Origin of the sequence: Streptomyces sp. XM4193 (genome assembly GCF_023072595.1) — a bacterium.
In the GTDB taxonomy this organism is placed as follows: Bacteria; Actinomycetota; Actinomycetes; order Streptomycetales; family Streptomycetaceae; genus Streptomyces.
On sequence record NZ_JALLGK010000002.1, the window covers coordinates 234337 to 260364 of the forward strand.

A 26028-nucleotide genomic window follows, 5' to 3' on the forward strand; every position below is an offset into this window, starting at 1 on the left:
TGCGGGGAGAGCAAGTGGCCGGGGTGCAGAGGATCAGTTCGCGCAACGCGCGGTTCCAGCAGTGGCAGGCGCTGCTCGGCAACCGCAAGAAGCGCACCCGTGCCGGTGAGTTCCTGGCGCTGGGTGTCCGTCCGATCTCGATCGCGGTCGAACGCGGGTGGGACGTGCGTGCTCTGCTCTACGACGGTGAGCGGGAGTTGTCGAAGTGGGCCCGGGAGCTGCTGCGCACGGTGCGCTCGGAGCAGATCGCGATGGCGCCCGAGCTGCTGAGGGAGCTGGGCGAGAAGAACGAGTCGGCGCCCGAGATCGTCGCGGTGGTCGCGATGCCCGCGGACGACCTCGGGCGGATCGAAGCGCCGGAGGACTTCCTGGGCGTGCTCTTCGACCGGCCGACGAGCCCGGGCAACATCGGGAGCATGCTGCGTTCGGCGGACGCGCTGGGCGCCCACGGTCTGATCGTGACCGGTCACGCGGCCGATGTGTACGACCCCAAGTCTGTGCGTTCCAGCACCGGTTCGCTCTTCTCGCTGCCCGCGGTGCGGGTCCCCTCGCCGGCCGAGGTGATGGAGTGGGTGGAGGCCCGGCGGGCCGACGGCGTCCCGATCGTGCTGGTGGGAACGGACGAGGTCGGCGACTGCGAGGTCTTCGACTTCGACCTCACCCAGCCGGTGCTGCTCCTCGTCGGCAACGAGACCGCGGGGCTCAGCAGCACCTGGCGCGAGCTGTGCGACCGCACCGTCAGCATCCCGATGGCGGGCGCGGCCAGCTCCCTGAACGCCGCGAACGCCGCGACCGCGATCCTCTGCGAGGCCGTGCGGCAGCGGAGAACCGCCGGGCGCTGACCCGACGGCCCGAGCCGGGCCGCTCGTCCGGCAGGCCCGTGCGGGCAGGCGGGCGTGGAGGCGTACGCGCTGATGCGACGTCAACAGTCGGCGCGGGAACGGCAGTTGTGGGGCGCTCGGGCAGCGGCGGACGCCCGGAGGCGCACGTCCGCAGGCGCGCGTCCGGACGGTGGGTGCCCGAGAGGCGGGCGCTTCAGCGGTGGGCGTCCTGGACGTCGCCGGCGCGGACCAGCACGGCGGAGCGGGTGCCGATCTTCAGCCGCTCCAGCGCGGGCACCGGCGCGACCGGGATCCTGCGGCTCCGGTCCGTGACCGCGATCACCGCGTGCTCCGGCAGCACCGAGGCGAGCGAACGCAGCATCGCCAACACCGGCGCACCGTCCGGCACTTCGCCCTCCCAGCGCGTCCGCTCGCCGTACGGCAGGTCGGTCACCACCAGGTCGGGGACGAGCGCCGACCCGCCTTCGGCGCCGTCCGGCACGGCGAGCGCCGCGGCCAGCGAGGCCGGGGCGAAGACGTCGGCGGTGCGCAGCGCGTACGGAAGTGCGCCGCCGCGGTCCAGCCTTTCGCGCAGCCGGCCCGCGGCATCGGCGGCCTCCAGATAAGCGGGCTTGTCGAAGCGCACGCTCTGCTCGCGCCGTTCGTCCTCGCGTGCGCTCAGCCCCTCGGGCGTCAGCAGGGCGAGGTTCTTCGCCGCCAGCTCCAACGGGTCGGGGTCCGCGTCGGTGGCGACCAGCTGCCGCAGCGCGTCCCGGTGCAGCAGCCCCAGGACCGTCAGCAGATAGCCGCTGCCGCAGCACGGGTCCCACAGCGTCAGCGGGCGCTGCTGCGGGAGCCGGGCGCGGGCGCGCAGAAAGATCTCGGTCGCCAGCCGTACGGGGAAGGCCGGGTATCCCGGCGCCGAGTGGAGCACGACGCCGCAGGCGAGGTCGGAGCTGTCGGCACGCTCCACTGCGTGGCGGTACGCACCCAAACCGGTCCACTCCCAGCGGTCCGAAGCGGTCGTTCGGCCCCGCACAGAGTCTAGGACCTGCTCCGCGGGGCTCCCTCCTCCACCGTGCGGTCGCGCGCTCCCGGGCACTGCCGCGCGGGGCCGCGGACACCTACGATCCGGTCATGGTGACCGAGGAGATCGAGATCGCTGCGGGCCGGGACCGGGTGTGGGAGGTGGTGGCCGACGTGACGCGATGGCCGTCCGTGCTGGAGTCGGTGAACGAGGTGCGGGCGCACCAGGAGGGGCCGCCCGGTCCGGGTTGCGTCTACACGCTGCGCCAGCCCGGTCTGCCGCGGACGCGCTGGACGATCACCGAGTGGCTTCCGGGGAAGTCGTTCACCTGGGAGAGCCGCGGCCCCGGAGCCCGGTCGGTCGCCTCCCACCGGCTCACGGCCACCGAAGCGGGCGGCACCCGGCTGACCCTGGTGCTGGAGCAGAGCGGACCGCTGAACGCGGTGCTGGGCCCGTTGATCCGCTCCCGGGCGGTACGGCTCGTACGGCTGGAGGCCGCCGGGCTGAAGGCCGCAGCCGAGGCCTGAGACCGCGGGCCGGCCGGCGCCCCGACGGCGTCGCGCCAAGAGGGACGCCGGGCCCCGAGCGACGCCGCGTCCCGAGGCGCCCGCCCGCGCCCAACGGGCGGGCGCCCGGGGTCAGTTGAGGACGAGCTTGTCGCCGGTGGCCACCGAGCCGGGGGTGACCACCGAGGCGTACACGCCGGCCCGCGCCTTGCGGTCGGCCAGGGCACGCAGCACCGCCGGGGTGGTCTCGCTGGTCCGCGGATCGGTGTTGATCATGACGCAGCGCGGATCGTGCAGATCCACCCGGAGCACGGTGCTGCCGAGCGCGAGCGTGCGGCCGACCCACTCGTCCTCCGTGAACGGGCGGTCCTCGGTGGTCTCCACCAGCAGATTGGGACGGAAGCGCTGCGGCTCGTACGGGACGCCCGCTCGGCGGCAGAGTTCGGCGACAGTGGCGGTGGAGATGAGGGAGAGCGGCATCGCGTCGTGCATCCCGCGCCGCAGCCGGGTGAGCCGCACGCCGTCGCCGAGGCGGTGGGCCAGCTCGGGGTCGTCGACGGCGTACCGCGTGCCCTCCGGCGTGCTGACCTGCACCGAGGAGGCGTCGGGACGGGCGGGCTCGGTCAACTCGGCGCGGTAGAGGCACATCCGGGGTTCGTCGCGGATGGTCAGGTACGGGAAGCCGTTGGTCTCGCTGTCCCTGCGCAGAAACGCCCAGCGGCGGTCGCCCGCGACGCCGTGCCAGGACACCTCGGAACGCTCCACCGCCTCGGCGGCCATCGACTTCACCGGGTAGCGCCACAGCTGCGAGAGGACTCCCAGCGGTGCGGGTTCGGGGGACTGGCGGGACTCGTTCATCTGCTCACCTTCCGACGGCGGGGCGCCCTGCACACCCGTACAGCACAGCGGACGCCCGCAGTATCGGACGTCCGCGACACCGGAGGGCCGGTTCGGGTCACCCGGGAGTGAACGCGCCCCGCCCCGTGCGCCGCCCGGCGCCCTCGCGAGGAAGCCCGGCGCCCTTGCGAGGAAGTGCGGCGCCAGGGCGGAGACGGTTCACACGATGCCGGTGACGATCACCGTCACAGTGCTGCGAGAGCCGTCCGGCAGCACCTTTCCCGCCGCCTCGCTCACCGCCGTGCGCACCGCGCGGCAGACGTCCACCGCCCGGTGGCCGCGGTGCAGCGCGATCCGCAGCTCGATGCCCGCCTCCCAGCGGTCGCGCCCGCCGGAGACCGCGGTCAGCCGTACGGCGGGCAGGGCGCGCTGGGTGCGCGCGAGCTCGCGGAAGCCTCCCGCGCCGCGCAGGGTCGCGGCGAGGTCGGGGCGCAGTCGGGCGACGCCGGCCACCTCCCCGGCCGCGTCGGCCGCCGCCTCGGCGAGAGCCTGGCGCAGTTCACGGTTTCGCTGGTTCGGGTTCGTCACTGGCTGCCTTCCTCCGAGTCCGCGTACATGTCCGGTGCGTCCGGCTCCACCGCGAGGTCGACGACGACCACGTCCACCGCCGCGACCTCCATGCCCAGTTCGCGGTCGGCCGCGGTGGCCACCCGTGTCCGCACGGAGTCGGCGATGGCCGGCACCGGCACGGCGGTCCGCAGCGGTGCGATGATGCCGATGCGCACCCGGACCGGGCCCCTGGGCAACCGGGCGCCGGGCCGTACGAAGCGGCGGTCGCCGCCCGCGGCCGGCGCGATGCGGCAACTGCCCGCCTCCACGCCCGGTTCGCGCTCGGCGGCCTCGCGGAAGGTACGGGCGGCGGCGGTCTCGGTGATCCACTGGTCCTCGTCGGGCGCGCCGAGAGGCACCGAGGCGCCGGGTCGCAGTTCGGTGCGCACGATGTCCATCACCCGGTCGGCGATGGTGCCCGCGTGGGCGCTCGAGGTCTGCGCGGCCTCCTGCTCGTCGCGTTCGATCTCCTCGCGCACGAAGCCGTCGAGCAGCCGGAGTTCGGCGAGCGCGGCCGAGCAGTGCGGGCAGTCGGCGACGTGTGGATCGTCGTCGAGGGCGGCCGGGTCGTCGGCCCACGTCTCCCACAGCGCGTCCAGGTGGCGTCCGCAGGGGAGTTGGTCCGCCCCGTCGTCCGGCCCGTCCTCGTCCTCGTCCTCGGACGGGTCTTGCTCGGACGGGTCTTCCTCGCGCGGCTCGTTCTCGGAGGGGTCGTCCCGGTGGCGCGGGTCCGCGCTGCCGGTTCTGTCCTCCGGGTGTGCACGGGATGTGTCCGGGGCGGGTGGCCCTCCGGCGGGCTGCGTGGAGGCGGTGCTCGCCCGGTCGGCCGTCGAGCTGCCGTGCGGGCTCGCGCCGCGACCGTGCGTCGTCGCCTCGTGCGGGGCCGTACCGGTGCCGCTTGTGCTGCCGGTACCGGTGCTGCCGTTGCGGGACGGGAAGTCGTTGCCCTCGGAGGTGTCGTCCGCGTTCGTCGCGCCGGCGGTGCCGACCGGAGGCGGTTCGCTCTCGTGCGGGTCGGGGGTCGCGCTCATCGCCATGCGCTCATCGCCTCCGTCAGAAAACGCCGTACGCGGAAGATCCGTCCTCGGACGGCCTGTTCACTGATGTCCAACACCTCGCTGATCTCGCGGTAGCTCAGCCCGTGCAGCTCGCGCAGGACCCAGCAGGCGCGCTGCCCCGGGCTGAGTGTCGCCAGTGCGCCGGAGAGGTCCTGCACCGCCGCCGCGCCCTCGGCCGCCTTGACGGGCGAGGACTGGTGCTCGGGTGCGCTCGGTTCCTCGCCCGGCTCGATGGGCTCGGTGGGGCGTCTGGAACGCAGCACGTTCAGACAGCGGTTGGTCATGATCCGGTACATCCAGGTGAGGAACGACGCGTCACCGCGGAAGTCCGGAAGCCGCCGCCATGCGCTGACGAACGCGTCCTGCACGGCGTCCTCGGCGTCGGCCCGGTTGCCGAGCATGCGCATCCCGAGCGTGAGCAGCACCGGCGTGTGACGCCTCACCAGCGTTTCGAACGCCTTCTCGTCGCCCTCGCCGGCGCGCACGGCCAGCAGCGTGTCGCTGCGGGCGCTGTCGAGCCTGCCCGGCGTCGTCTCCCCGCCGGAGCCCTCGACCCCGGCGTCCTCCTCCGTGGCTGCTGCCCACGGGTTCTCACTCGGTGTCACCGAGCTCTCAGCTCCCTCTGGTGCACGGGGGCTCCTCGTCCGTCGGTACCTCTCCTCGCCCACGTCCTTTTGGACACGGCACAGAACACATCGTCACGCGCCCGAACCCGATCCGGCGGACGGCCGCGCGAGACGCCGCCGAAAACGCCCTCGCGGGCGCCCGGCGAGAACTCCTGAAAAAACTTCGACTCGCCGCGTGAGGAACGGTGTTGGGCCGGGTCCAACGATCTGACAGCACGCAACACCCGCATGGACCACGACGAGGAGAGAGCCCATGGCCGCCAACACTTCGACCACCGTTTCCGAGACCGCGAGCGAGAAGGCGCAGCCCGCTGTCCGCAACGAGAGCCGTTCGCTGCAGAAGCACACCACGCTGAGCGCCGGCAACCCCGACGGCCAGGTCGGCGAGCGCGGCAAGACCACGATCGCCGACGGCGTCGTGGAGAAGATCGCGGGCATGGCCGCCCGCGAGGTGCCCGGGGTGTACGCGCTCGGCGGCGGCTTCGCCCGTACGCTCGGCGCCGTGCGCGACCGCGTTCCCGGCGGCCGTCCGAACGTGGCGCGCGGTGTGAAGGTCGAGGTCGGTGAGCGCCAGACCGCGCTGGACCTGGAGATCGTCGTCGAGTACGGCGTACCGATCCCCGACGTCGCCCACGACGTGCGGGAGAACGTCATCGTCGCCGTCGAGCGGATGACCGGCCTGGAGGTCGTCGAGGTCAACATCAGCGTCGGCGACGTCCACCTGCCCGACGACGAGGACGACACCGTCGAGTCCCGCGTCGAGTGAGCAGCCGCGGTGACTGAGCAGTCGGAGCAGGCAGACCAGTCCGGCGGGGCCGAGCGGGCCGACCGGGCGACGGGACCGAGGAGAGACGCGTGAACAAGGCCTCCACAGGGCTGATGACGGGAATGGCGCTGGGTTTCGCCGGCTGGTTCGGCGGCTTCGTTGCCTTTCTGCTGGTCGGCGCGCTGGGTGCGCTCGGCTGGCTCGTCGGCCGGGCGTTGGACGACGGCGCCTCGCCCCTCGATGTGCTGCGCGGACCCGGCCGGAGGGATCAGTGAGTTCCGGCCGGGACTCGGCACGGCAGGCGTTCGCGCTCCCGCCGGCCGGGGAACGCGGTGCGCTGGTGATCAGCGACCGCACCCGGAACCGGATTGCGGTCCAGGCGGCGGCGGACGCCATCGAGCAGCGCGTCGTCGCCCCGGTCGCCGCCCGCCCCCGTGCGGTCGTACGGCTGCGGCGCGGCACCGCGCACGTACGGCTGGCGATCGCGCTGCCGTACCCCTCGGACATCCCCGCGCTCTGCGCCGGCGTGCGGGAGACGGTGGCGGAGCGCTGCGCGGAGCTGACCGGGACCCCGGTCCGTCGGGTGAGTGTGCTGGTCGACCGGCTGGAGCGGGAGGGGGACCGGCCCGGGCCGGGCTCTTCGCCCGGCCTGCTCCCGGACCGCGTCGAGGGGAGCGCAGCCGCGCCGACGGGCGGTGACGAGTCCGGGCTGCGCGGGGCACCGGGCGGCGGCGGTCCCGCCGAGGCCCGCGTCGACTCGGCGGCGGGCAAAGCGGGTTCACCCCGGGACGCGACGTCGGCGGGGGAGCGGTGAGCCCGGTGGGACGTGCCTGGACCACCCGGCGGCGTCCGGTCGCCCTGCTCTCCTTCGGCCTGCTGCTCGCCGCCGCCGCGGCGCTGTCGTTCGTCGTGCTCGCGGTGCTGGACACCGGAGGGCACGGCGTCGGCGACCGACTCGCCGACCGCGGGCGGGAGTTGTGGCAGTCGGTCACCGACCGGGTGCCGGTGCTCGGCGACACCGCGGCACTGCTGGTGGCGGGCGCGGTCTGCGCGGCTCTGGCGGCGGTCTGGCTGCTGGTGCTGAGCGTCACCCCGACCCGTCGCTGGTGGGTGATGGAGACGGGCCGGTCGGGTGTGTACGCGGAGCTGGACCGGCGCGGCACGGCGCTGCTGCTGCGCGACTCCGCGCTCGCCGTACCGGGAGTGCGCACCGCGACCGTACGGGTGCGACGCCGGGGCCACCGGGTGCGGGCCACCGCTGCCTTCGGTGAACTCGAGCGCGTGGAACGGCAGTTGAACGAGGCGCTCACGGCCACCGTCGAGGTGCTCGGCCTGGTGCGCCGGCCCCGGCTGAAGGTCGTCCTGACACCCGCCGACCACTGGGTCCCGCCGCACCGGTCGCCCGCCTCCCGAGCGCCGTCGCCCGCATCGTCCACCGACACCACCGGGCCGTCCGACGCGTCCGGGCCGTCCGACGCCACCGAGCCGTCCGACGCGTCCGACGCGTCCGCCACCGGGCCGTCCGATCCTTCCGGTCGTCCGACGGCTCCTGCGCGCCGACGCCGCGGGGCCGGCCCGGACGGCAACGACCTGCTCTCCGAGGGGAACTGACGTGACGTCGGCAACTGCTCCCGTTCCGCGCTCCGACGCCCGCGAGCCGGCGTCCGCCGCGGGCCGCCCGCCGACCCGCAGGCCCGAACGCGTTCTGCGCCTCACCAACCGGCTCACGCTGGTGCTGGGAGCGCTGCTGCTGACCGCGCTGGCCTGGTGTGCGCTCACCGCCGCCCACTCGGCGGGCGGCCCGCCGGGCAGTCTCCCGAGCTGGTGGCCGGGGGTCTCCGGCAGCGGTGCGCTGCCCGGCTCCGGCTGGTGGCACACGCTGCGACAGCGCGCCGATCCCTCCACCGGAGAACCGCTCTGGCAGGTGCTCGCGGCAGCCGTGCCCGCGCTGGTGCTCGTGGTCGCCTCGGTGTGGCTGTACCGGCTGGCCGGCCCGCGGGTGCGTCGTGTCCTCGCGGTGCCCGGCGCGACCGGTGGGGACGCGCGGCTGCGCGGCGCAGCGCTCGCCTCCGCCGTGTCCGCGGACATCCGCGAGGTGTCGGGGGTGCGCCGCGCCCGGGTCACCGTGCACGGCCGTCCGGGCCGGCCCTGGCTGCGACTGCGCGTCACTCTCGATCCCGGAGCCCAACCCTCCGTGGTCCTGCGGGAGTTGGAGGAGCAGGTGGTGGTGCGTGCCCGTACGTCGTCGGGTTGCGCGGACCTGCGCGCGACGGTGCGGCTGCGGGTGGTCGCCCACCGGCCGAACCGGGTCGCCGAGAGCGTGGCCCGCGGAGGGCTGTCCAACCGCCCGTGAAGCGCCCGCAGTTGAGGCACGACAACCGGCAGCCGGGTGTCGCCCGAACTCGCGGGCCTATCCGGCCTGTTTTGCCAATTTGCCGTGACATCAAGGGAGTTGGGGCTGATTGGTGTGACATCCACGTGACAGCTGTATGAAGTCCGTGCACATCTCTTGTGGGATTCCTGTACCTCGGTAAACCTTTCGTGCAGCCGATGCGAATGTCATGTTCGCGTCTGGCGACCCTCACATTGGCGCACCATCACGAGAAGGAATCTCTGATGACAGTGTTGCGTTCTTCCAGACGTCGGTTGTCGGTCGCGGTGGTGGCCGCGGCGGCCACTCTCGCCCTCGGCGCCGGCGCACTGCCCGCGGTCGCGGCGGACGGCCCGCAGGGCACCATCCTCGGCGCGGGAGCGCCCGGGACGATCAAGGACAGCTACCTCGTCACCCTCGACGAGTCCGGTCCCGCGGCCGCATCGGCCAAGGGGCGCGAGCTGGCCGAGAAGTACGGTGCGAAGATCAAGCTCACCTACCGTGCCGCCCTCAACGGCTACGCGGTCCAACTCACCGAGAAGCAGGCCAGGAAGCTCGCCGCCGACCGGGCGGTGGAGTCGGTCGTGCAGGACCAGCGGGTCTCCATCGACGCCACCCAGAGCAACCCGCCGTCCTGGGGCCTGGACCGCATCGACCAGCCGGACCTCCCGCTGGACAACAGCTACACCTATCCGGACTCCGCGGGCGAGGGCGTCACCGCCTACATCGTCGACACCGGAATACGCCACTCCCACTCAGACTTCGGCGGTCGTGCCGACTTCGGCTTCGACGCCTTCGGCGGGTCCGGCAACGACGGCAACGGCCACGGCACCCATGTCGCGGGCACGGTCGGCGGCGCCGCGCACGGCGTGGCCAAGAAGGTGGACCTGGTCTCGGTGAAGGTGCTCAACGACTCCGGATCCGGCACCATCGCCGGAGTCGTCGCCGGCGTCGACTGGGTCACCGGCAACGCCCAGAAGCCCGCGGTCGCCAACATGAGCCTGGGCGGCGGCGCCAACGCCGCCCTGGACGACGCCGTGCGCAACTCCATCGCCTCGGGCGTCACCTACGCCGTCGCCGCGGGCAACGACAACCAGAACGCGTCGAACTACTCGCCGGCCAGGGTCGGCGAGGCGCTGACCGTCGGCTCCACCACCCGTACCGACGCCAGGTCCACCTTCTCCAACTACGGCGCGATCGTGGACATCTTCGCGCCGGGGTCGGAGATCACCTCGGCCTGGCACACCGGTGACAGCGCGACCAACACCATCTCCGGAACCTCGATGGCCGCTCCGCACGTCGCGGGAGCCGCCGCTCTCGTGCTCGGCGAGGACGGCTCCGCGAGCCCGGCGGCGGTCGCCTCCGCGCTGGACTCGGCGGCGGTCGACGGCAGGGTCGGCAACCCCGGCAGCGGTTCGCCCAACAAGCTCCTCCAGGTCGGCGGGGGCGGCGGCAGCGAGCCCGGTGAGCCCGGAACCCGCTTCGAGAACACCGACGACCTCCAGATCCGCGATCTGCGCACGGTCGAGTCCCCGCTGAACGTCACGGGCGTCGCGGGCAACGCGCCCTCGGGGCTGAGCGTGGACGTCGACATCAAGCACAGCTGGATCGGCGATCTGCGGATCGACCTGGTCGCGCCGAACGGCACCGCGTACCGCGTGAAGGACTACGGGCAGGGCGGCAGCACCCGTGACCTGAAGCAGAGCTACACGGTGGACGCCTCGACGGTCGTCGCCAACGGCCAGTGGAAGCTGCGGATCACCGACAACGCCTACCTCGACACCGGCTACCTCGACTCCTGGGCGCTGGAGTTCTGAACCGGCCGATCCGTGCCGGCGGTGAACGGCCCGCTCGACACCGGCCGTTGAGGTGCGGCGCACACGTCGGCTGAACCCCGCCGCACCTCACCGCGCATCGCGGCAGCCCTCCCGGTCCGACCGGGAGGGCTGCCGCCGCTCGCACCGCCGTGACCAGTGGCGACTCATCACATCGAGTGAACGCATGGCCTTTCCCGCCGACCGACGGCAGCCGCTTGTCAAGCTGTTGCCCACTGTCAACCTCTCGGCCCTCAGGGAGGAACCATGTCCTTCGGTGACCAGCCCGCGTATCTGCGTGTCGCCGGCGATCTGCGCCAGAAGATCATCGACGGCACCCTCGGGCCGCATGCGCGTCTGCCCTCGCAGGCGCGCATCAGGAGCGAGTACGGAGTCTCGGACACCGTCGCGCTGGAAGCCCGCAAGGTGCTGATGGCCGAGGGGCTGGTGGAGGGCCGTTCCGGCTCGGGCACCTATGTGCGCGAGCAGCCGGTGCAGCGCCGGGTGATCCGCAGCGGCTACCGCGCTCCCGGGCTCGCCAGTTCCTTCCGCCAGGAGCAGGCCGACGACCGGGTCAAGGGCACCTGGGAGGCGCGCAGCTCGCAGCAGGACGCCCCGCCCAAGGTCGCCGAGCGACTGCTGCTGACCGCAGGCGACCGCGTCATGCGCACCGAGTACCTCTTCCGCGACGAGGGCGAGCCGGTGATGGTCTCCACGTCCTGGGAGCCGTTGGCGATCACCGCCCGTACGCCCGTGCTGCTGCCCGAGGAGGGTCCGCTCGGCGGTCAGGGCGTGGTGGAGCGGATGGCCGCGATCGGGCAGGTCGTGGACAACGTGGTCGAGGAGCTGAGCACCCGCCCCGGCAGCGCGGACGAGTTGACGGCGCTCGGCGGGGTGCCCGGCCACCACGTACTGGTGATCACCCGTACGTTCCACGTCGGGGGCCGCCCGGTGGAGACGGCCGATGTGGTGCTGCCCGCTGACCGGACCAGAGTGCTCTACCACCTGCCGGTGCGCTGATCCGGGACAGCCCGGCCGGCAGTGCGCGCCGCCGTACCCCACAACTCCCGCTCACCACACTCCGCCCACCGGCCCCGGCCCTCGCGGCGATGCGCCAACTCCCCACCCGCCCCGACCGGTTGACCCGGTCCCGTGGGTGAGTGGCGACGGTCTCTCCTTGTGCCAAGTCGACTGCGTTCGGTGAGTCGCACGCGTACGCTCTGGCATATGCGGATTCTGACGTCGAGTGCAGTGGTGGTCGTGGTCGGCCGGGTTGTGGGCGGTGGTTTCCGGTGAACGAGCGCGTGGACCCGTTGCCGTGGATGGTGATCCGGCAGGACGAGGGCGGTCGCTACCGGATCGGCCGGTTCGCGACGCTGCTGGAGGCCCAGGCTCTCGCCGAGCGGCTGACCGCACAGAGCGAGCGCGGCGAGCAGGGCCGGGCGCTGTCCGCCGGGGAGGTCGAGCCGGTCGCTGCGGACTCCGGTACGGAGGCTGGTCGCGAGCGGGGCGAGGCTCGTACGGTGGGCGCCACCCGGGTGCGTCGCTATGTGGTCGAGCGTTTGGACTATCCAGGCGGTGACCGAGCCTGACCGCGTGCACAATCGGGTATGTGTGCTGTTAGTACAGTTTGTCTTGCTGTTGTGGGCCGAGCTCGACAGTGCCCCGGCAGCGCCACCCGAGCAGGGACGTGGGCGGAGTGAGCGAGGGACCGAGCGCAGCCGATTCGCTGCTCGACACGCTCCCCATCGGCGTGATCATCCTCGACACCGGCGGCCGGGTGCTGCTGTGGAGCCCCACCGCCGAGGACATGCTCGGCTGGAGCGCGGAAGAGGCCACCGGCCACCGGTTCGTCGAGTTCCTCGCCTCCGCCGACCGGGAGGCGGACCCCGCTCTCGGCATCTACGGCGAGCTGCGGCGGGGCCGGGTGTGGCGCGGCTTCCTCACCGCCGTCCACCGGGACGGCCGCCTCGTGGACACCCAGTCCCAGGCGGCGCTGCTGGAGGACGCCGACGGGGAGCCGTTCATCCTGGCCAACGTGGTCGAGATCAACCGGCTGCGGGCGATCGAGCACGACCTCGCCGCCCTCGACGCGCTCTTCGACTCCTCGCCGCTCGCCATCGCCCTCTTCGACGAGCAGCGGCGCTTCGTGCGGGTCAACAAGGCGCTGCTGGCGCTGCACAACGCCAGCAACGACGAGCTGATCGGGCGCACGGTGGAGGAAGTGCTCCCGGCCTTCATGTCGCGGGAGATCTCCGACGTCCAGTCCGTGGTGCTGGAGACCGGGCGCACCGTCATCGACATGGTGATGCCCTCCCCGGACGGCAGAGGGGCCCGGTCGGTCTCCTACGGCCGGCTGACCGACCGTTCCGGCAAGGTCGTCGGGGTCAGCTGCACCATCATGGACATCACCGAGCGCCGAGACGCGGTCCAGAAGGTGGAGCGCGCCCGTCAGCGGCTGATGCTGCTCGACGACGTCAACGTCGCGCTGGGCGATCTGCTGGACGTTCGCAAGCTCTCCAGGGCGCTGGCCCGCGCACTGGTGCCGGGCTTCGCCGACTACGCGGGGGTGATGCTGCGCAGCGAGGTCTTCCAGGGCGACGAACTCCCCGTCACCCCGCCCCAGTCCGGTGTCCCGCTGCTCCAACTCGGCGTGGCCGCGGGCAGCACCGGTCCGGCGGTGGGGCGGATGCTGCGCGCGGGCCAGGACGTGGCGCTGGCGCCCGACTCCTTCTTCGCGACCGTCCTGCGCAGCGGCAGGCCCCATCTCGCGGGCTCGCAGCGGGAGTTGCTGGCCGCCACCTACCGCGGCGACCCCAAGGTGCAGGCCGCGCTGGACCTGGACATCCACTCGCTGCTCTGCGTTCCGCTCAGCGCCCGCGGCATCGTGCTCGGCCTGCTGGTGATCAGCAGAGCCGGCGAGCGGGAGGGCTTCGACGAGGACGACGTCGCGCTCACCATGGAGTTGGCCGGCCGCGCAGGCGTCTCGCTCGACAACGCCCGGCTCTACGCGCGTGAACGCGAGGGCGCCCTGATGCTGCAACGCAGCCTGCTGCCCCAGCGGGTGCCCTCGCCGCCCGGGGTACGGGTCGCGGTCCGCTACGTTCCGGGCAGCAGCGGCACCGAGGTGGGCGGCGACTGGTTCGACGTCATCCCGCTGGCCGGCGGCCGGGTGGCGCTGGTGGTGGGCGATGTGATGGGCCACGGGCTCAGGGCCGCGGCCACCATGGGCCGGCTGCGCACCGCCGTGCGCACCCTCGCCCCGCTCGATCTGCCGCCGCACGAACTGCTGCGCCGGATCAACGATTTGGCCGACGACCTCGCGCAGGGGCCGGAGGAACCCCTGATGGCGACCTGTGTGTACGCCGTCTACGACCCGTCCACCCGTACCGTCAGCCTGGCCAAGGCCGGCCATGTGCCGCCGCTGCTCGTCGGCGCCCCCGCCGCGGGCGGTGAGCGCGCGGCCGAGCTGCTGGAACTGCCGTCCGGTGCGCCGCTGGGCGTGGAGGGAGTCCACTTCGAGTCGGTGGACGTCCGGATCGAGGAGGGTGCGGTGCTGGTGCTCTACACCGACGGCCTCGTCGAGACGCGCGGCGAGGACATCACCGACGGACTGGCACGGCTGAGCGGCCGGCTCACCCGGCAGACCGCGGGCGGCCGGCCGTTCGACATCGAGGACGCCTGCGACGACGCCATCGAGATGATCACCCCCCACAACGACGCCGTGCCCGCGCACGCGGACGATGCGGCGCTCCTCATGGCCCAGCTCGGCGGGCTGCCGGACAACTCCTCCGCCAGCTGGACCTTCCCCGCCGAGACGCTCGCGGTGCGCCGGGCCCGGCACGAGGTCCGTACGACCCTCCAGCGCTGGGGTCTGGAGGAGCTGACGGACGAAGCGGTGCTGCTGGTCAGCGAGTTGTTCACGAACGCGCTGCGGTATGCGCACGGCCCCATCGGCGTACGGATGGTGCGGGCCGGTTCGCTGCTCGTCGAGGTCTCCGACCCGCTGCCCGACCCGCCGCGCGAACGCACCCCGGACCCCGACGACGAGGGCGGCCGGGGGATTCAGCTCGTGGCGCAGTCCGCCCGCCGCTGGGGTACCCGGCGCGGCCCGGCGGGCAAGACGGTCTGGTTCGAACTCTCCCTGCCCCACTGCCCCGTCTGAGGCAGGCCCGCCGACCCCGTACCGCCGACCCCGTGCCGTGACCGCATCCGCGGACCCGTCGGGCCGGACGGCGAAGGCCGGACGTCGGACGGCGGCGAGCGCTCCGGCGGCCCGTCGACGGCCGGATCGGTCTGTGCCGGCTGCCCGTTGTGCCCCCGAGCGTGACCGGAACTGTCCGTCGAGCGCCGCGCACCTTGCGCCGCGCAACCCGTACCTGCATGATCAACTCGGCGTGTCCCGCCCGCCGTTGGGACGCGCCCGCCCGCTGTGCGCAACCGTGCGCGGCGGCGGCTCGGAGCGACTTCGAGCGCGTGACCAGCGACGCGCGCACACGGCGGCCGGCGCACCGGCTTCGGTCGACAAAGCGGCGGGCGGGGGTTCGGGCCCGGTGTGGTTGGTTATGAGAGAAGAGGAGGGCGGTGACCGATCGCACGCGTTCGTGACCGGGCGCGAGTGACCGGATGCTGTCCGTAGTACAACTGAGCAACTGTCGTACGGCATTGGCGGATACGGGTGTTGCCGCGTCAGGACTCCTGCGAGACTGCGCGCAAAAGGCTCGTGAGCCGGGACGACGGGGAAGGGGCTGCGTTGAGCGACATTCCAGCAGAGGCGGGCAAGCCGGACGACGTACGGCGGGCTCTCGCGTTGCTGAACGCCGCCGGAGCGCGCATGGGCAACTCCCTCGACCTCGAGAAGACCGCGCGCGAGCTGTTGGACGTCGCCGTACCGCAGTTCTGCGATCTCGCAGCCGTCGACCTGTACGAGGAAGTCCTCGCGGGCGACGATCCGCAGCCCGGCAGCGGCGAGGGCAGCGCGCCGCTGCGCCGGGTCGCCTTCGCCAGCGCCGTCGGCGACGGCTCCGACCCGGACACCGTGCCGCTGGGCTCGACCCACAGGTACGCCTTCGAGTCGCCGCACGCGCTGGCGCTGCGCACCGCCAGAGTCCGCGCCATCCAGCCGGTCAACAGCGAGGGCGAGGCGGTCTCCGCCTTCGGCGTGCTGGTCCACTCCAGCCTCGCCGTGCCCATGATCGCCGGTGAGCGGATGCTCGGCCTGGTGCAGTTCTCCCGGGTCAAGGGCAGCGAGCGCTTCGGCGAGCGGGACGCGGCGCTCGCCGCCGAGCTGGCCGCCAGAGCCGCCGTCTGCATAGACAACGCGCGCCTCTACCGCCGCGAGCACGAGCGCGCTCTCATCCTCCAGCGCAGCCTGCTGCCACCGGGCAACCCCGCCGCGGCCGGCCTGGACATCGCCTGCCGCTACCACCCCGGCACCGCCGCCACCGAGGTCGGCGGAGACTGGTTCGACGTGATCGAGCTGCCCGGGCACCGGACGGCCCTGGTCATCGGTGACGTGATGGGCCGGGGTCTGCGCGCCGCCGTCGCCATGGGCGAACTGCGCACCGCCGTACGGACCCTGGCGCTCCTGGACCTCGAACCGGCCGAGGTGCTGGAGCGGTTGGACGAGATCGCCCGCGGCCTCGGCGACTCCCGCTACAACCGGCGCGGCGGCCCGCCCTCCGAGGACACCCTCGCCGAGGTCTACCTCGCCACCTGTGTGTACGCCGTCTACGACCCGGTCTCCCGCCGCTGCACCATCGCCAACGCGGGCCATCTGCCGCCGGTGCTGGTGGAGGCGGACCCGGACGGGTCGGCGCTGCCCGCTTCGGCGCAGGAGCGCGCCGAGCTGCTGGACGTGCCCAAGGGCGTTCCGCTCGGGGTGGGCGGCGAGCCGTTCGAGCAGATCGACATGCAACTGCCCGACGGCGCGCTGCTGGCGCTGTACACCGACGGGCTGGTGGAGTCCCGGCATCAGTCGCTCGACGCCGGGTTGAACGCCTTCCGCACCGCGGTCGCCGACTGCGACCGACCGCTGGAGGACGTCTGCGACCGGGTGTTCGCCCGGATAGACATGCTGGACGGCGAGGACGACATGGCGCTGCTGCTGGCCCGGGTGCACGGTCTGCCCGGCTCCAGCGTCGGCGACTGGCGTCTGTCCGCCGAGCCCCAGTCGGTCGCCCGCGCACGGGAGTTGGCCCGCCGGGAGCTGGCCGAGTGGGATCTGCTCGCGCTGGCGGACACCACCGAGCTGCTGGTCAGCGAGCTCGTCACCAACGCGCTGCGGCACGGCTCGGGCACCATCCGGCTCCGGCTGCTGCTGGACCACACCCTGGTCTGCGAGGTGTGGGACACCGGCCAGGTGCAGCCGCGCCGCCGTCGTGCGATGGACACCGACGAGGGCGGGCGCGGGCTCCAGCTGGTCGAGTTGCTCTCGCAGCGCTGGGGCAGCCGGCGCACCCCGGACGGCAAGGCGGTCTGGTTCGAGCTCGGGATGCCCTCGGGCAGCTCCGGCCCGTCCTCGGCCTCCGTGGACGCGCTGTTGGACGCTTTCCCCTCGCTGTAGCGCGCGGCTCCCGCCGCACAGCCGGCAGGAGTGCGCCGGCCCGGACGCGGCGGAGGGCCGGATTCCGCCGGAGGGGGACCCGTACGCGGTCTGATCGGCCGTCCGCTTACGCTTCCTGGCATGGGACTTCGACTCACGGGCCGGCGGGGCCGCCTGATCGCCGGCGGTGCCGCGCTGGCGCTGCTGGCGGGCGGCGGTGCGGTGACCGCCGTCGCCGCCGACTCCGACACCCCGGTGAACCGCGCCGACCGCACCATGTCGATGCCGGGAGCGAAGATCGACACCTCGTTCTTCACCACCGACGCGACCACCGCCGACGACCCGAAGCCCGCCGTGCTCCTCGGCCACGGCTTCGGCGGCAGCAAGGACGACACCCGTGAACAGGCCGAGAAGCTCGCCCGTTCCGGGTACGCGGTGCTCACCTGGTCCGCGCGGGGGTTCGGTGAATCCACCGGCAGGATCGGGCTGAACGACCCGGCACGCGAGGGCAAGGACGTCTCGGCGCTGATCGACTGGCTCGCCGAACGCCCCGAGGTGCGACAGGACGCCGACGGCGACCCCCGGGTCGGCGTAGCCGGAGCCTCCTACGGCGGTGCCGCCGCGCTGCTCGCCGCCGGGCACGACAAGCGCGTCGACGCGATCGCCCCGGTGATCACCTACTGGGACCTCGCCGACGCACTGTTCCCCGGCGGCGTCTACAAGAAGCTGTGGTCCGGCATCTTCTTCACCACCGGCTCGGTGATGGCGCAGGGCAACGAGGACGAGGGGGCCGAAGGGGCCGAAGAGAACAGTGGCGGCCAGGGCCCCGAGGAGGAGCCCGGCGGGGAGGTCCCCGAAGGCGGCGGACAGGAGCCCGGCGACGGCCCGGCCGTCACCCCGCCGCCCGGCCAGGGCCAGGAGGGCTGCGGACGGTTCGTCGAGCAACTGTGCCGGATGTACGAGCGGGTCGCCGAGTCGGGTCAACCCGACGCGGAAGCACGCGAGTTGCTGAGCGAGCGCAGCCCCTCCGCCGTCGGCGACCGCATCAAGGTGCCCACCCTCGTCGTCCAGGGGAAGACGGACTCGCTCTTCCCACTGGAGCACGCGGACACGATGGCCAGGACCATCAAGGGCAACGGCGCACCCGTCTCCGTCGACTGGATCGCAGGAGGTCACGACGGCGGAGCCATGGAGACCGACCGTGTGCAGCAGCGGATCACCGACTGGTTCGACAAGCACCTCGCCGAGCAGGACGACGCCGACACCGGCCCCGCCTTCCGCGTCTCGCGCAGCGGCGGCCTGGACTCCACCTCCGGCGGCGTCACCCAGCGCGGCGCCACCGGCCCCGCCTACCCGGGCCTGTCCAGCGGTGAACGCACCGTACGGCTGACCGGCCAGGAGCAGACCTTCCGCAACCCGCCCGGCGGCGGCCCGCCCTCCATCTCGGCGGTGCCCGGAGTCGGCAGCGGGCTCAGCCAGCTCGGGGCGGTCGGTTCGGGCATCAGCGTCGACTTCCCCGGTCAGCACGCCAGGTTCACCTCCGCCCCGCTGAACGAGAGCATGCAGGTGACCGGCTCACCCACCGTCGAACTGCGGGTGCGCGCGGAGAACGACGACGACGAGCGGCCGGTCCGCGACGCGGTGCTCTTCGGCAAGCTCTACGACGTCGGGCCCGACGGCCGCCGGGTGCTGCCCTCCCAACTCGTCAGCCCCGTACGGGTCGAGGACGCCGCCGAGGGCCGTGACGTCACCCTGCGGCTCCCGGCCATCGACCGCGAGATCAAGTCCGGCCACCGTCTGGAACTGGTGCTCGCCGCCACCGACCTCGGCTACGCCTCGCCCGAGCGCGCCGCCGACTACACCGTCTCGCTGGACGACACCGCGCTCCGAGTGCCCACCGCGCCCCGGGTCGCCTCGGAGGGCATGGGCCTGCCCTGGTGGGTCTGGGGGCTTCCGCTGATCGGTCTCGCGGTGGCGGTGGGTCTGCTGCTCACCGGACGGCGCCGCACCAGGCCCGTCGCCCCCGACCCCGAGCTGGCGCAGGTGCCGCTCCGGATCACCGGGCTCTCCAAGCGCTACGCGGGCGCCGTCGACCGGTACGCCGTGCGGGACCTCGACTTCCGGGTCGAACGCGGGCAGGTGCTCGGGCTGCTGGGGCCCAACGGCGCGGGCAAGACCACCACGCTGCGCATGCTGATGGGACTGATCAAGCCGGACGAGGGCGAGATCCGCCTCTTCGGCCAGGCCGTCCGGCCCGGAGCGCCGGTCCTCTCGCGGGTCGGAGCTTTCGTCGAGGGCGCGGGCTTCCTCCCGCACCTGACCGGTCGCGCCAATCTGGAGCTGTACTGGCAGGCCACCGGCCGTCCCGCGGAGGACGCGCATCTCGAAGAGGCGCTGGAGATCGCCGATCTCGGCGAAGCCCTGGACCGCGCCGTGCGCACGTACTCCCAGGGCATGCGGCAGCGTCTGGCCATCGCCGAGGCGATGCTGGGCCTGCCGGAGCTGCTCATCCTCGACGAGCCGACCAACGGCCTCGACCCGCCCCAGATCCGGGAGATGCGCGAGGTCATGATCCGCTACGCGGAGGGCGGCCGTACGGTCATCGTCTCCAGCCATCTGCTGGCCGAGGTGGAGCAGTCCTGCACCCACCTGGTCGTGATGGACCGCGGCAGGCTCGTGCGTTCGGGCCCGGTCGCGGAGATCACCGGCGAGGGGGACAGCCTGATCGTGGGAGTCCACGGCGACCACTCCGCCGCCCAACTCGACGCCTGGGCCGACAAGGTGGCCGCGCTGCCCGGTGTCGGCAGCGCGGTGCGCACCGAGGACGGACTGCTGGTGCGGCTTTCGGGCGCCGGTCCGCAGGACCTGCTGCCCGAGCTGCTGCGCCTGGACATCCCGGTGGAGCGCTTCGGGCCGCACCGTCGGCTGGAGGACGCCTTCCTCACCATGATCGGAGGACAGCCGGCATGACCGAGCTCCTGGAACAGGCACCGGGTTACCGGGCGAGCCGCACCCTGCCGCTGAGGGTGGAGGCGATGCGGCAACTGCGCCGCCGTCGCACCCTGGTGATGGCCGGGATGCTGGCAGTCCTCCCGCTCGTGCTGGTCGTCGCGTTCGCCGTCGGGGACGACGAACCGGGGCGCAGGGTGAGCCTGATGGACACCGCGACCGCCTCGGGGCTGAACTTCGCCGCCGTCTCGCTCTTCGTCTCCGCGGGATTTCTGCTGGTCGTGCCGGTCGCGCTGTTCTGCGGCGACACGGTCGCCTCGGAGGCGAGCTGGTCCTCGCTGCGCTACCTCCTGGCGGCCCCCGTGCCCAGGACCCGGCTGCTGCTGAGCAAGCTGGTCGTCGCGCTGGCCTTCAGCGCCGCGGCGCTGCTGCTCCTGCCCCTGGTGGCGCTCGGCGTCGGCACGGCCGCGTACGGCTGGGGTCCGCTGATGCTGCCCACGGGCGGCTCGCTGCCGGCAGGGGAGGCGCTGCTGCGGATGCTCATCGCGGTCTGCTTCGTCTACGTCTCCCAACTGGTCACCGCGGGCTTCGCGTTCTGGCTCTCCACCGTCACCGACGCGCCGCTGGGCGCGGTCGGCGGTGCGGTGGGGCTGGTCATCCTCGGCAATGTGCTGGACGCGGTCACCGCGCTGGAGCACTGGCGCGAATTCCTGCCCGCGCACTGGCACTTCGCCTGGATCGACGCGCTCCAGCCGGAGCTGGAGTGGGGCGGCATGCTCAAGGGCTCCGCGGTCTCGGTCTCCTACGCGACGGTGCTCTTCGCCCTCGCCTTCCGAGGCTTCCGCCGCAAGGACATCGTGTCCTGACGGCCCGGCGGGCGAGCCCCGCCCGTCCACCTCCCCAGGCCCACCCGGCGGCTCCCCGCCAACCGGGTGGGCCTGCGGCGTCGAACGCCGTGTCTGCCCGCAGCGCAACGGACCCCGCTCTTCCATGGAGGCCCATTCATGTGATGAGCCGCCTGATCCCGCCGAGGTGGCACGGGCGGCGCCGGCTTCTCGGAGGTAGACAGCCATGCCAGCCTCGCCGTTCAACGACTCCGCCGTTCGGCGCCGCTGCGTGGCCGTACTCGCCGCGGGCGCACTCCTGCCTCCGGTACTGGCCGGCTGCACCGGAGGCGAGGAGCCCGCCGAGGGGAAGAGCGGCGCCGCACGGGACATCGCTCCCGGCGAGCGCGACCGTACGGCCGCGGGCGGCAGTCTGCGCTGGGCGGTGGACGCGATGCCCCGTACGCTCAACGCCTTCCAGGCGGAGGCCGACGAGAGCACCGACCGGATCGCCGAAGCCGTGCTGCCCACGCTCTTCCCGCTCGACAGCCGGGCCCGGCCGCGGCTCAACGAGGACTATCTGGAGTCCGCCGAGGTCACCAGCCGCGAACCGCAGCAGACGGTCGTCTACACGCTGAGCCGCAAGGCGCGCTGGAGCGACGGAAAGCCGGTCACCGCGGCCGACTTCCAGGCCCAGTGGAAGGCGCTCAGCGGCCGGGAGAGCGCGTTCTGGAGCGCCCGCAACTCGGGGTACGAACGGGTGCACAAGGTCACTCGGGGCAAGGACGCGCGGCAGGTGAAGGTCACGTTCGCCCGCCCGTACAGCGACTGGAAGTCGCTCTTCAGCCCGCTCTACCCGCGTTCGGTGATGGGCGACCCCTCCTCCTTCAACGACGGCGCGCGCACCCGACTCGCGGTCTCCGGCGGGCCGTTCAGGCTCAAGGGCGGCAAGGTCGGGCGCAAGGACAAGACCGTCACCCTGGAGCGCAACCCCCGCTGGTGGGGCGAGCGCGCCAGGCTCGACACCATCGTCCTCACCCCGGTACCGCGCGCCCAGCGCGCCGAGGCGCTCGCCGCCGGCCGGCTCGACCTCGCGGAGATCGACCGTACGGACCTGCGGCTCTTCGAACGGCCGGACAGCTCGAACAAGCCCCCGGCGGCCCGGCCCGAGGAGGAGTCCGCCGCCTCGGCCGCCTCCGAAGAGGCGTCAGCCTCGAACGGGACCGGGTCGGACGGGTCCTCTTCCTCCTCGCCGTCGTCGAGCGCGACCGGAAAGAGCGACAAACCGGACGCCTCGACGGACCCGAGCGCCAGTCCGTCCCCGAAGTCCGACGCCTCCGCGGCGTCCCGGAAGCCGAGCGCGAGCGCCGAACCGAGCGGCAGCGCGGACGCCGAGGACAAGGACGAGAAGAGCGCCAAAGACGAGAAGGACGACAAGGACGAGAAGGACGACAAGGACACCGACGAGAAGGACGAGAAGCTGACCAAGAAGGAGCGGAAGGCGGCCGAGAAGGCGCGCAAGGAGGCCGAGAAGGCTGCCGCCGCCCGTCGGAAGGCCGCCGAGGAGCGGCGCAACCTCGCCGCACTCACCGTCCGCCGCGCACTCGGGCCCGGCTACACCCAACTCGCCCTCAACGGCACCTCCGGTCCGCTCCAGGACGAGCGGGTGCGCCGTGCCATCGGTCGGGCGCTCGACCGGGAGAAGCTCGCCGAATCCGTACTGAAGCCGGTCGGCCTGCCCGCCGAGCCGCTCGGCAGCCATCTGCGCGGCTACGACCAGGACGGATACAGCGACAACAGCGCGGCGATGGGGGACGGCGGCAGGGAGGCCGCCGCGGCCCAGCTCGCCGCCGCGGGTTGGCAGGGCGGCCCGGCGCTCGGCAGCCACGAGACCGCCGAGGAGGACGCCAAACCGCAGGACGCCACCTCGCGCGACGCCGAGCCGGCCCCCCGCGGGCTGCTCGCCGCGCTGCGGCACGGCTCGGCGACCACGCACGCCGGGCTGCTGCGCCAGAACGCACAGCTGGACGCACGCCTCGCCGAGCGGGCGGAGAAGGACGAGGACGAGGCTGCCGAGCGGCTGGCGGAGCGTGCCAAGGCGTCCGGGAAGCGTGCCGAACAGGCCGACCGGGCGCTCGGCCGCTGGGTGGGCGGTCTGCTCAGCGCAGAGGGCGGGCTCGTACGGGCCAAACAGGGCAAGAAGCTTCAGCTGCGGATGGTGGTGCCGGCCGGTCCCGGCGCCGGGCAGCTGCGTGCCACCGCCAAGCGGATCGCCTACATGCTGGAGGAGGTCGGCATCCGCGCCGAACTCCACGAGGTGCAGGACGAGGCGTACTTCGAGGACCACATCGCCTCGGGAGACTTCGACCTCGCGCTCTACTCCTGGCCGGTGAGCGCCTATCCGGTGACCGACGCACGTCCGCTGTTCGCCAAGCCGGTGCCGGCTCCGGACGGTTCGCTGCTGGTCGAGCAGAACTACACCCGGGTCGGCACGGACCAGATCGACTCCCTCTTCGAGCAGGCCGTCACCGAACTCGACGACTCGGCACGGGCGGACGTGCTCAAGCAGATCGACGCCCGGGTGTGGGCCGTGGCCGGGTCGATCCCGCTGCACCAGCGACCCGAACTGGTCGCGGTCGACCGCAAGCTGGTCAACGCCGGCGCGTTCGGTTTCGAAACCCCCCGCTACCAGGACATCGGCTACCGGAAGTAGCCGCCACCGCACGGCGGATGACCGCCGGACACGGCCCGGGACGAGAGGTGAGGTCCCGGGCCGTACCATGGGTGGGTATCCAGGCCGCGGCGACACGATCAGCGCGGCGGGCGCGCGGCCGGTCAAGGTCGCGACGCCGACCACGACACCGGAAGAAGCGTCCGCCAGCATGCCCACGCGCAACGACATCCGAAACGTCGCCATCGTCGCTCACGTCGACCACGGCAAGACCACCCTCGTCGACGCAATGCTCAAGCAGGCCGGCGCTTTCGCCGCGCACCAGCAGGTCGACGACCGGGTGATGGACTCCAACGACCTCGAGCGCGAGAAGGGCATCACCATTCTCGCGAAGAACACCGCGGTCAAGTACCACCCCAAGGACGGCACCCCGCCCGTCACGATCAACATCATCGACACCCCCGGCCACGCCGACTTCGGCGGCGAGGTCGAGCGCGGACTGTCGATGGTCGACGCGGTGGTGCTGCTGGTCGACGCGTCCGAGGGCCCGCTGCCGCAGACCCGTTTCGTGCTGCGCAAGGCGCTCCACGCGAAGCTGCCGGTCATCCTGTGCATCAACAAGACGGACCGTTCCGACTCCCGCATCGCCGAGGTCGTGGACGACACCTACGACCTCTTCCTGGACTTGGACGCCGACGAGGAGCAGATCGAGTTCCCGATCGTCTACGCCTGCGCCCGGGACGGCGTCGCCTCGCTGACCAAGCCCGAGGACGGCACCGTGCCGGCCGACAGCGACAGCCTGGAGCCGTTCTTCACCACGCTGCTGCAGACCGTCCCCGCGCCCTCCTACGAGGAGGGCGCTCCGCTTCAGGCGCACGTCACCAACCTGGACGCGGACAACTTCCTCGGCCGGATCGCGCTCTGCCGCGTCAAGAACGGCACCCTCAAGAAGGGTCAGACCGTCGCCTGGATGAAGCGCGACGGCAGCGTCCAGAACGTGCGCGTCACCGAGCTGCTGATGACCGACGCGCTCACCCGCAAGCCCGCCGAGGAGGCCGGGCCCGGTGACATCTGCGCCGTCGCGGGCATGGCCGACATCATGATCGGCGAGACCCTCGCCGACGCCGAGAACCCGGTCGCGCTGCCGCTCATCAAGGTGGACGAGCCGGCGATCTCCATGACCATCGGCACCAACAACTCGCCGCTGGTCGGTAAGGGCGGCAAGGGCCACAAGGTCACCGCGCGCCTGGTGAAGGACCGCTTGGACAAGGAGCTCATCGGCAACGTCTCGCTGCGCGTGCTGTCCACCGAGCGTCCGGACACCTGGGAGGTTCAGGGCCGCGGCGAGCTGGCGCTGGCGATCCTGGTCGAGACGATGCGCCGCGAGGGCTTCGAGCTCACGGTCGGCAAGCCGCAGGTCGTCACCCAGGAGATCGACGGCAAGCTGCACGAGCCGGTCGAGCGGATGACCATCGACGCCCCCGAGGAGCACCTGGGCGCCATCACCCAGCTGATGGCCGGCCGCAAGGGCCGTATGGAGACCATGACGAACCACGGTTCGGGCTGGGTGCGCATGGAGTTCATCGTGCCCTCGCGCGGACTGATCGGTTTCCGCACCGAGTTCCTGACCGAGACCCGGGGCACCGGCATCGCGCACTCGATCTCCGAGGGCCACGAGCCGTGGTTCGGCGAGCTGCGCACCAGGCACAGCGGCTCGCTGGTCGCCGACCGCGCGGGTGTGGCGACGCCGTTCGCGATGATGAACCTCCAGGAGCGCGGCACGATCTTCATCGAGCCGGGCACCGAGGTGTACGAGGGCATGCTCGTCGGCGAGAACTCCCGCTCCGACGACATGGACGTCAACATCACCAAGGAGAAGAAGCTCACCAACATGCGCGCCGCCAGCGCCGACACCACGGAGAACCTGGTGCCGCCGCGGAAGCTCTCGCTGGAGCAGTCCCTGGAGTTCTGCCGCGAGGACGAGTGCATCGAGGTGACCCCGGAGACCGTGCGCATCCGCAAGGTCGTCCTCGACCAGCGCGAGCGCGCCCGTACGCTCTCCCGCTCCAAGCGCTGACGCGGGCACCCTCCGAGGTGTGACGGCGCGGTACCCGGCTTCCGGGTGCCGCGCCGTTCCCCGTGCACGGCCAGACGGGGCGCGTCGGGGGCCTGTCCCGGGGGTTCGCGGAGGCGGCACACAACGGCGTGCGGCCCGCTCGGGCGAACCGGCTTGTGAACCGGCTTGTGAACCGGCGGGCGGACAGCGGAAGATGGGGTCGGCAGGCCGCGTCGACCCCCGCTCCGCGGATGCCTCCGGGCCGCGTCGCAGACGCCGTCGCACGCGCCCCGGGGCCGGGAGGGACTCCCGAGGGTTCGTACGCACTTCAGGATGTACCGTCCGCATATCGGCGCAGTGTCAGTTTTATTGCGGACTGGTCAAGGTGAATTATCGCTCAATGTCCGAATTGCCGATCTGGTTCAATCCGTGTCAAGCACGTGCGAACACCGATCTGCATAATCTTTGCGCAAGAAGCTTCACCTGGGATTCTGGCCACCCGGAATCTCTTGACGGCCTGCTGTGTTCGTTGCAAGAGTCCGCTCATCC

20 protein-coding genes and 1 pseudogene are annotated in these 26028 nt (G+C 72.5%); 16 read left to right on the forward strand and 5 right to left on the reverse strand.

Annotated features, from left to right (window positions below; all coding sequences use genetic code 11):
- The first annotated feature begins 14 nt into the window (after window positions 1-14).
- The gene (locus tag MTQ01_RS08280; RefSeq protein ID WP_247488159.1) at window positions 15-842 is read left to right on the forward strand and encodes a TrmH family RNA methyltransferase; all 828 of its coding nucleotides are present in this window, start codon (window positions 15-17) and stop codon (window positions 840-842) included.
- A 193-nt stretch (window positions 843-1035) separates the two neighbouring features.
- Here the strand turns inward: MTQ01_RS08280 and MTQ01_RS08285 are convergent, their stop codons facing one another.
- Window positions 1036-1794 carry an rRNA methyltransferase gene (locus tag MTQ01_RS08285; protein WP_247488161.1) on the reverse strand — a complete coding sequence of 253 codons (759 nt, stop codon included), beginning with the start codon at window positions 1792-1794 and terminating at the stop codon, window positions 1036-1038.
- Window positions 1795-1958: 164 nt separating this feature from the next.
- Here MTQ01_RS08285 and MTQ01_RS08290 point away from each other — a divergent pair, with 164 nt between their 5' ends.
- Window positions 1959-2375: an SRPBCC family protein gene (locus MTQ01_RS08290; RefSeq protein ID WP_247488163.1), complete on the forward strand. Its 417-nt coding sequence runs from the start codon at window positions 1959-1961 to the stop codon at window positions 2373-2375.
- Window positions 2376-2486: 111 nt separating this feature from the next.
- On the opposite strand, the gene MTQ01_RS08295 is transcribed toward MTQ01_RS08290, so the two are convergent.
- The 4 genes from MTQ01_RS08295 to MTQ01_RS08310 all read right to left on the reverse strand — a co-directional run bounded on the left by MTQ01_RS08295 (window position 2487) and on the right by MTQ01_RS08310 (window position 5352).
- Complete coding sequence (locus MTQ01_RS08295) at window positions 2487-3212, reverse strand: MOSC domain-containing protein (RefSeq protein ID WP_247488165.1); 726 nt, start codon at window positions 3210-3212, stop codon at window positions 2487-2489.
- A gap of 198 nt (window positions 3213-3410) precedes the next feature.
- Window positions 3411-3779, reverse strand: coding sequence for an Asp23/Gls24 family envelope stress response protein (locus tag MTQ01_RS08300; protein WP_247488166.1), 369 nt, complete (start codon window positions 3777-3779; stop codon window positions 3411-3413).
- Window positions 3776-4831 carry a hypothetical protein gene (locus MTQ01_RS08305; RefSeq protein ID WP_247488168.1) on the reverse strand — a complete coding sequence of 352 codons (1056 nt, stop codon included), beginning with the start codon at window positions 4829-4831 and terminating at the stop codon, window positions 3776-3778. Before MTQ01_RS08305 ends, MTQ01_RS08300 begins: the two co-directional genes overlap by 4 nt.
- Window positions 4828-5352: an RNA polymerase sigma factor gene (locus MTQ01_RS08310; RefSeq protein WP_247489133.1), complete on the reverse strand. Its 525-nt coding sequence runs from the start codon at window positions 5350-5352 to the stop codon at window positions 4828-4830. Before MTQ01_RS08310 ends, MTQ01_RS08305 begins: the two co-directional genes overlap by 4 nt.
- A 385-nt stretch (window positions 5353-5737) precedes the next feature.
- On the opposite strand from MTQ01_RS08310, the gene MTQ01_RS08315 reads away from it, so the two are divergent.
- From MTQ01_RS08315 to typA, 14 genes and pseudogenes are all read left to right on the forward strand, one after another.
- Window positions 5738-6250 carry an Asp23/Gls24 family envelope stress response protein gene (locus MTQ01_RS08315; protein ID WP_247488170.1) on the forward strand — a complete coding sequence of 171 codons (513 nt, stop codon included), beginning with the start codon at window positions 5738-5740 and terminating at the stop codon, window positions 6248-6250.
- Between the two features lie 89 nt (window positions 6251-6339).
- Window positions 6340-6525, forward strand: a complete 186-nt coding sequence (locus MTQ01_RS08320; RefSeq protein ID WP_247488172.1) for a hypothetical protein — start codon at window positions 6340-6342, stop codon at window positions 6523-6525.
- On the forward strand, window positions 6522-7064 hold the full coding sequence (locus MTQ01_RS08325) for an alkaline shock response membrane anchor protein AmaP (protein ID WP_247488174.1): 543 nt from the start codon (window positions 6522-6524) through the stop codon (window positions 7062-7064). The genes MTQ01_RS08320 and MTQ01_RS08325 overlap by 4 nt, the downstream gene beginning before the upstream one ends.
- A 5-nt stretch (window positions 7065-7069) precedes the next feature.
- Window positions 7070-7861 carry a DUF6286 domain-containing protein gene (locus MTQ01_RS08330; RefSeq protein WP_247488176.1) on the forward strand — a complete coding sequence of 264 codons (792 nt, stop codon included), beginning with the start codon at window positions 7070-7072 and terminating at the stop codon, window positions 7859-7861.
- Between the two features lies 1 nt (window position 7862).
- Complete coding sequence (locus MTQ01_RS08335) at window positions 7863-8603, forward strand: alkaline shock response membrane anchor protein AmaP (RefSeq protein WP_247488178.1); 741 nt, start codon at window positions 7863-7865, stop codon at window positions 8601-8603.
- 263 nt (window positions 8604-8866) lie between these two features.
- Window positions 8867-10438 (forward strand): S8 family peptidase, encoded by a 1572-nt coding sequence (locus tag MTQ01_RS08340; RefSeq protein ID WP_247488180.1) that lies wholly within the window; start codon window positions 8867-8869, stop codon window positions 10436-10438.
- 264 nt (window positions 10439-10702) lie between these two features.
- Window positions 10703-11455, forward strand: a complete 753-nt coding sequence (locus MTQ01_RS08345; protein ID WP_247488182.1) for a GntR family transcriptional regulator — start codon at window positions 10703-10705, stop codon at window positions 11453-11455.
- A 272-nt stretch (window positions 11456-11727) separates the two neighbouring features.
- Window positions 11728-12027, forward strand: coding sequence for a hypothetical protein (locus tag MTQ01_RS25270; RefSeq protein ID WP_374207652.1), 300 nt, complete (start codon window positions 11728-11730; stop codon window positions 12025-12027).
- 107 nt (window positions 12028-12134) lie between these two features.
- Window positions 12135-14600, forward strand: a complete 2466-nt coding sequence (locus MTQ01_RS08355) for a SpoIIE family protein phosphatase (RefSeq protein ID WP_247488183.1) — start codon at window positions 12135-12137, stop codon at window positions 14598-14600.
- A gap of 495 nt (window positions 14601-15095) precedes the next feature.
- Window positions 15096-17000, forward strand: a pseudogene (locus MTQ01_RS08360) (SpoIIE family protein phosphatase); the annotation flags it as partial.
- Between the two features lie 120 nt (window positions 17001-17120).
- The gene (locus MTQ01_RS08365; protein WP_247488185.1) at window positions 17121-19949 is read left to right on the forward strand and encodes an alpha/beta fold hydrolase; all 2829 of its coding nucleotides are present in this window, start codon (window positions 17121-17123) and stop codon (window positions 19947-19949) included.
- Window positions 19946-20794: an ABC transporter permease gene (locus tag MTQ01_RS08370; protein ID WP_247488187.1), complete on the forward strand. Its 849-nt coding sequence runs from the start codon at window positions 19946-19948 to the stop codon at window positions 20792-20794. The genes MTQ01_RS08365 and MTQ01_RS08370 overlap by 4 nt, the downstream gene beginning before the upstream one ends.
- A 205-nt stretch (window positions 20795-20999) precedes the next feature.
- Window positions 21000-23465: an ABC transporter substrate-binding protein gene (locus MTQ01_RS08375; protein ID WP_247488189.1), complete on the forward strand. Its 2466-nt coding sequence runs from the start codon at window positions 21000-21002 to the stop codon at window positions 23463-23465.
- A 169-nt stretch (window positions 23466-23634) separates the two neighbouring features.
- Complete coding sequence (gene typA / locus MTQ01_RS08380; RefSeq protein WP_247488191.1) at window positions 23635-25500, forward strand: translational GTPase TypA; 1866 nt, start codon at window positions 23635-23637, stop codon at window positions 25498-25500.
- Window positions 25501-26028: the final 528 nt, after the last annotated feature.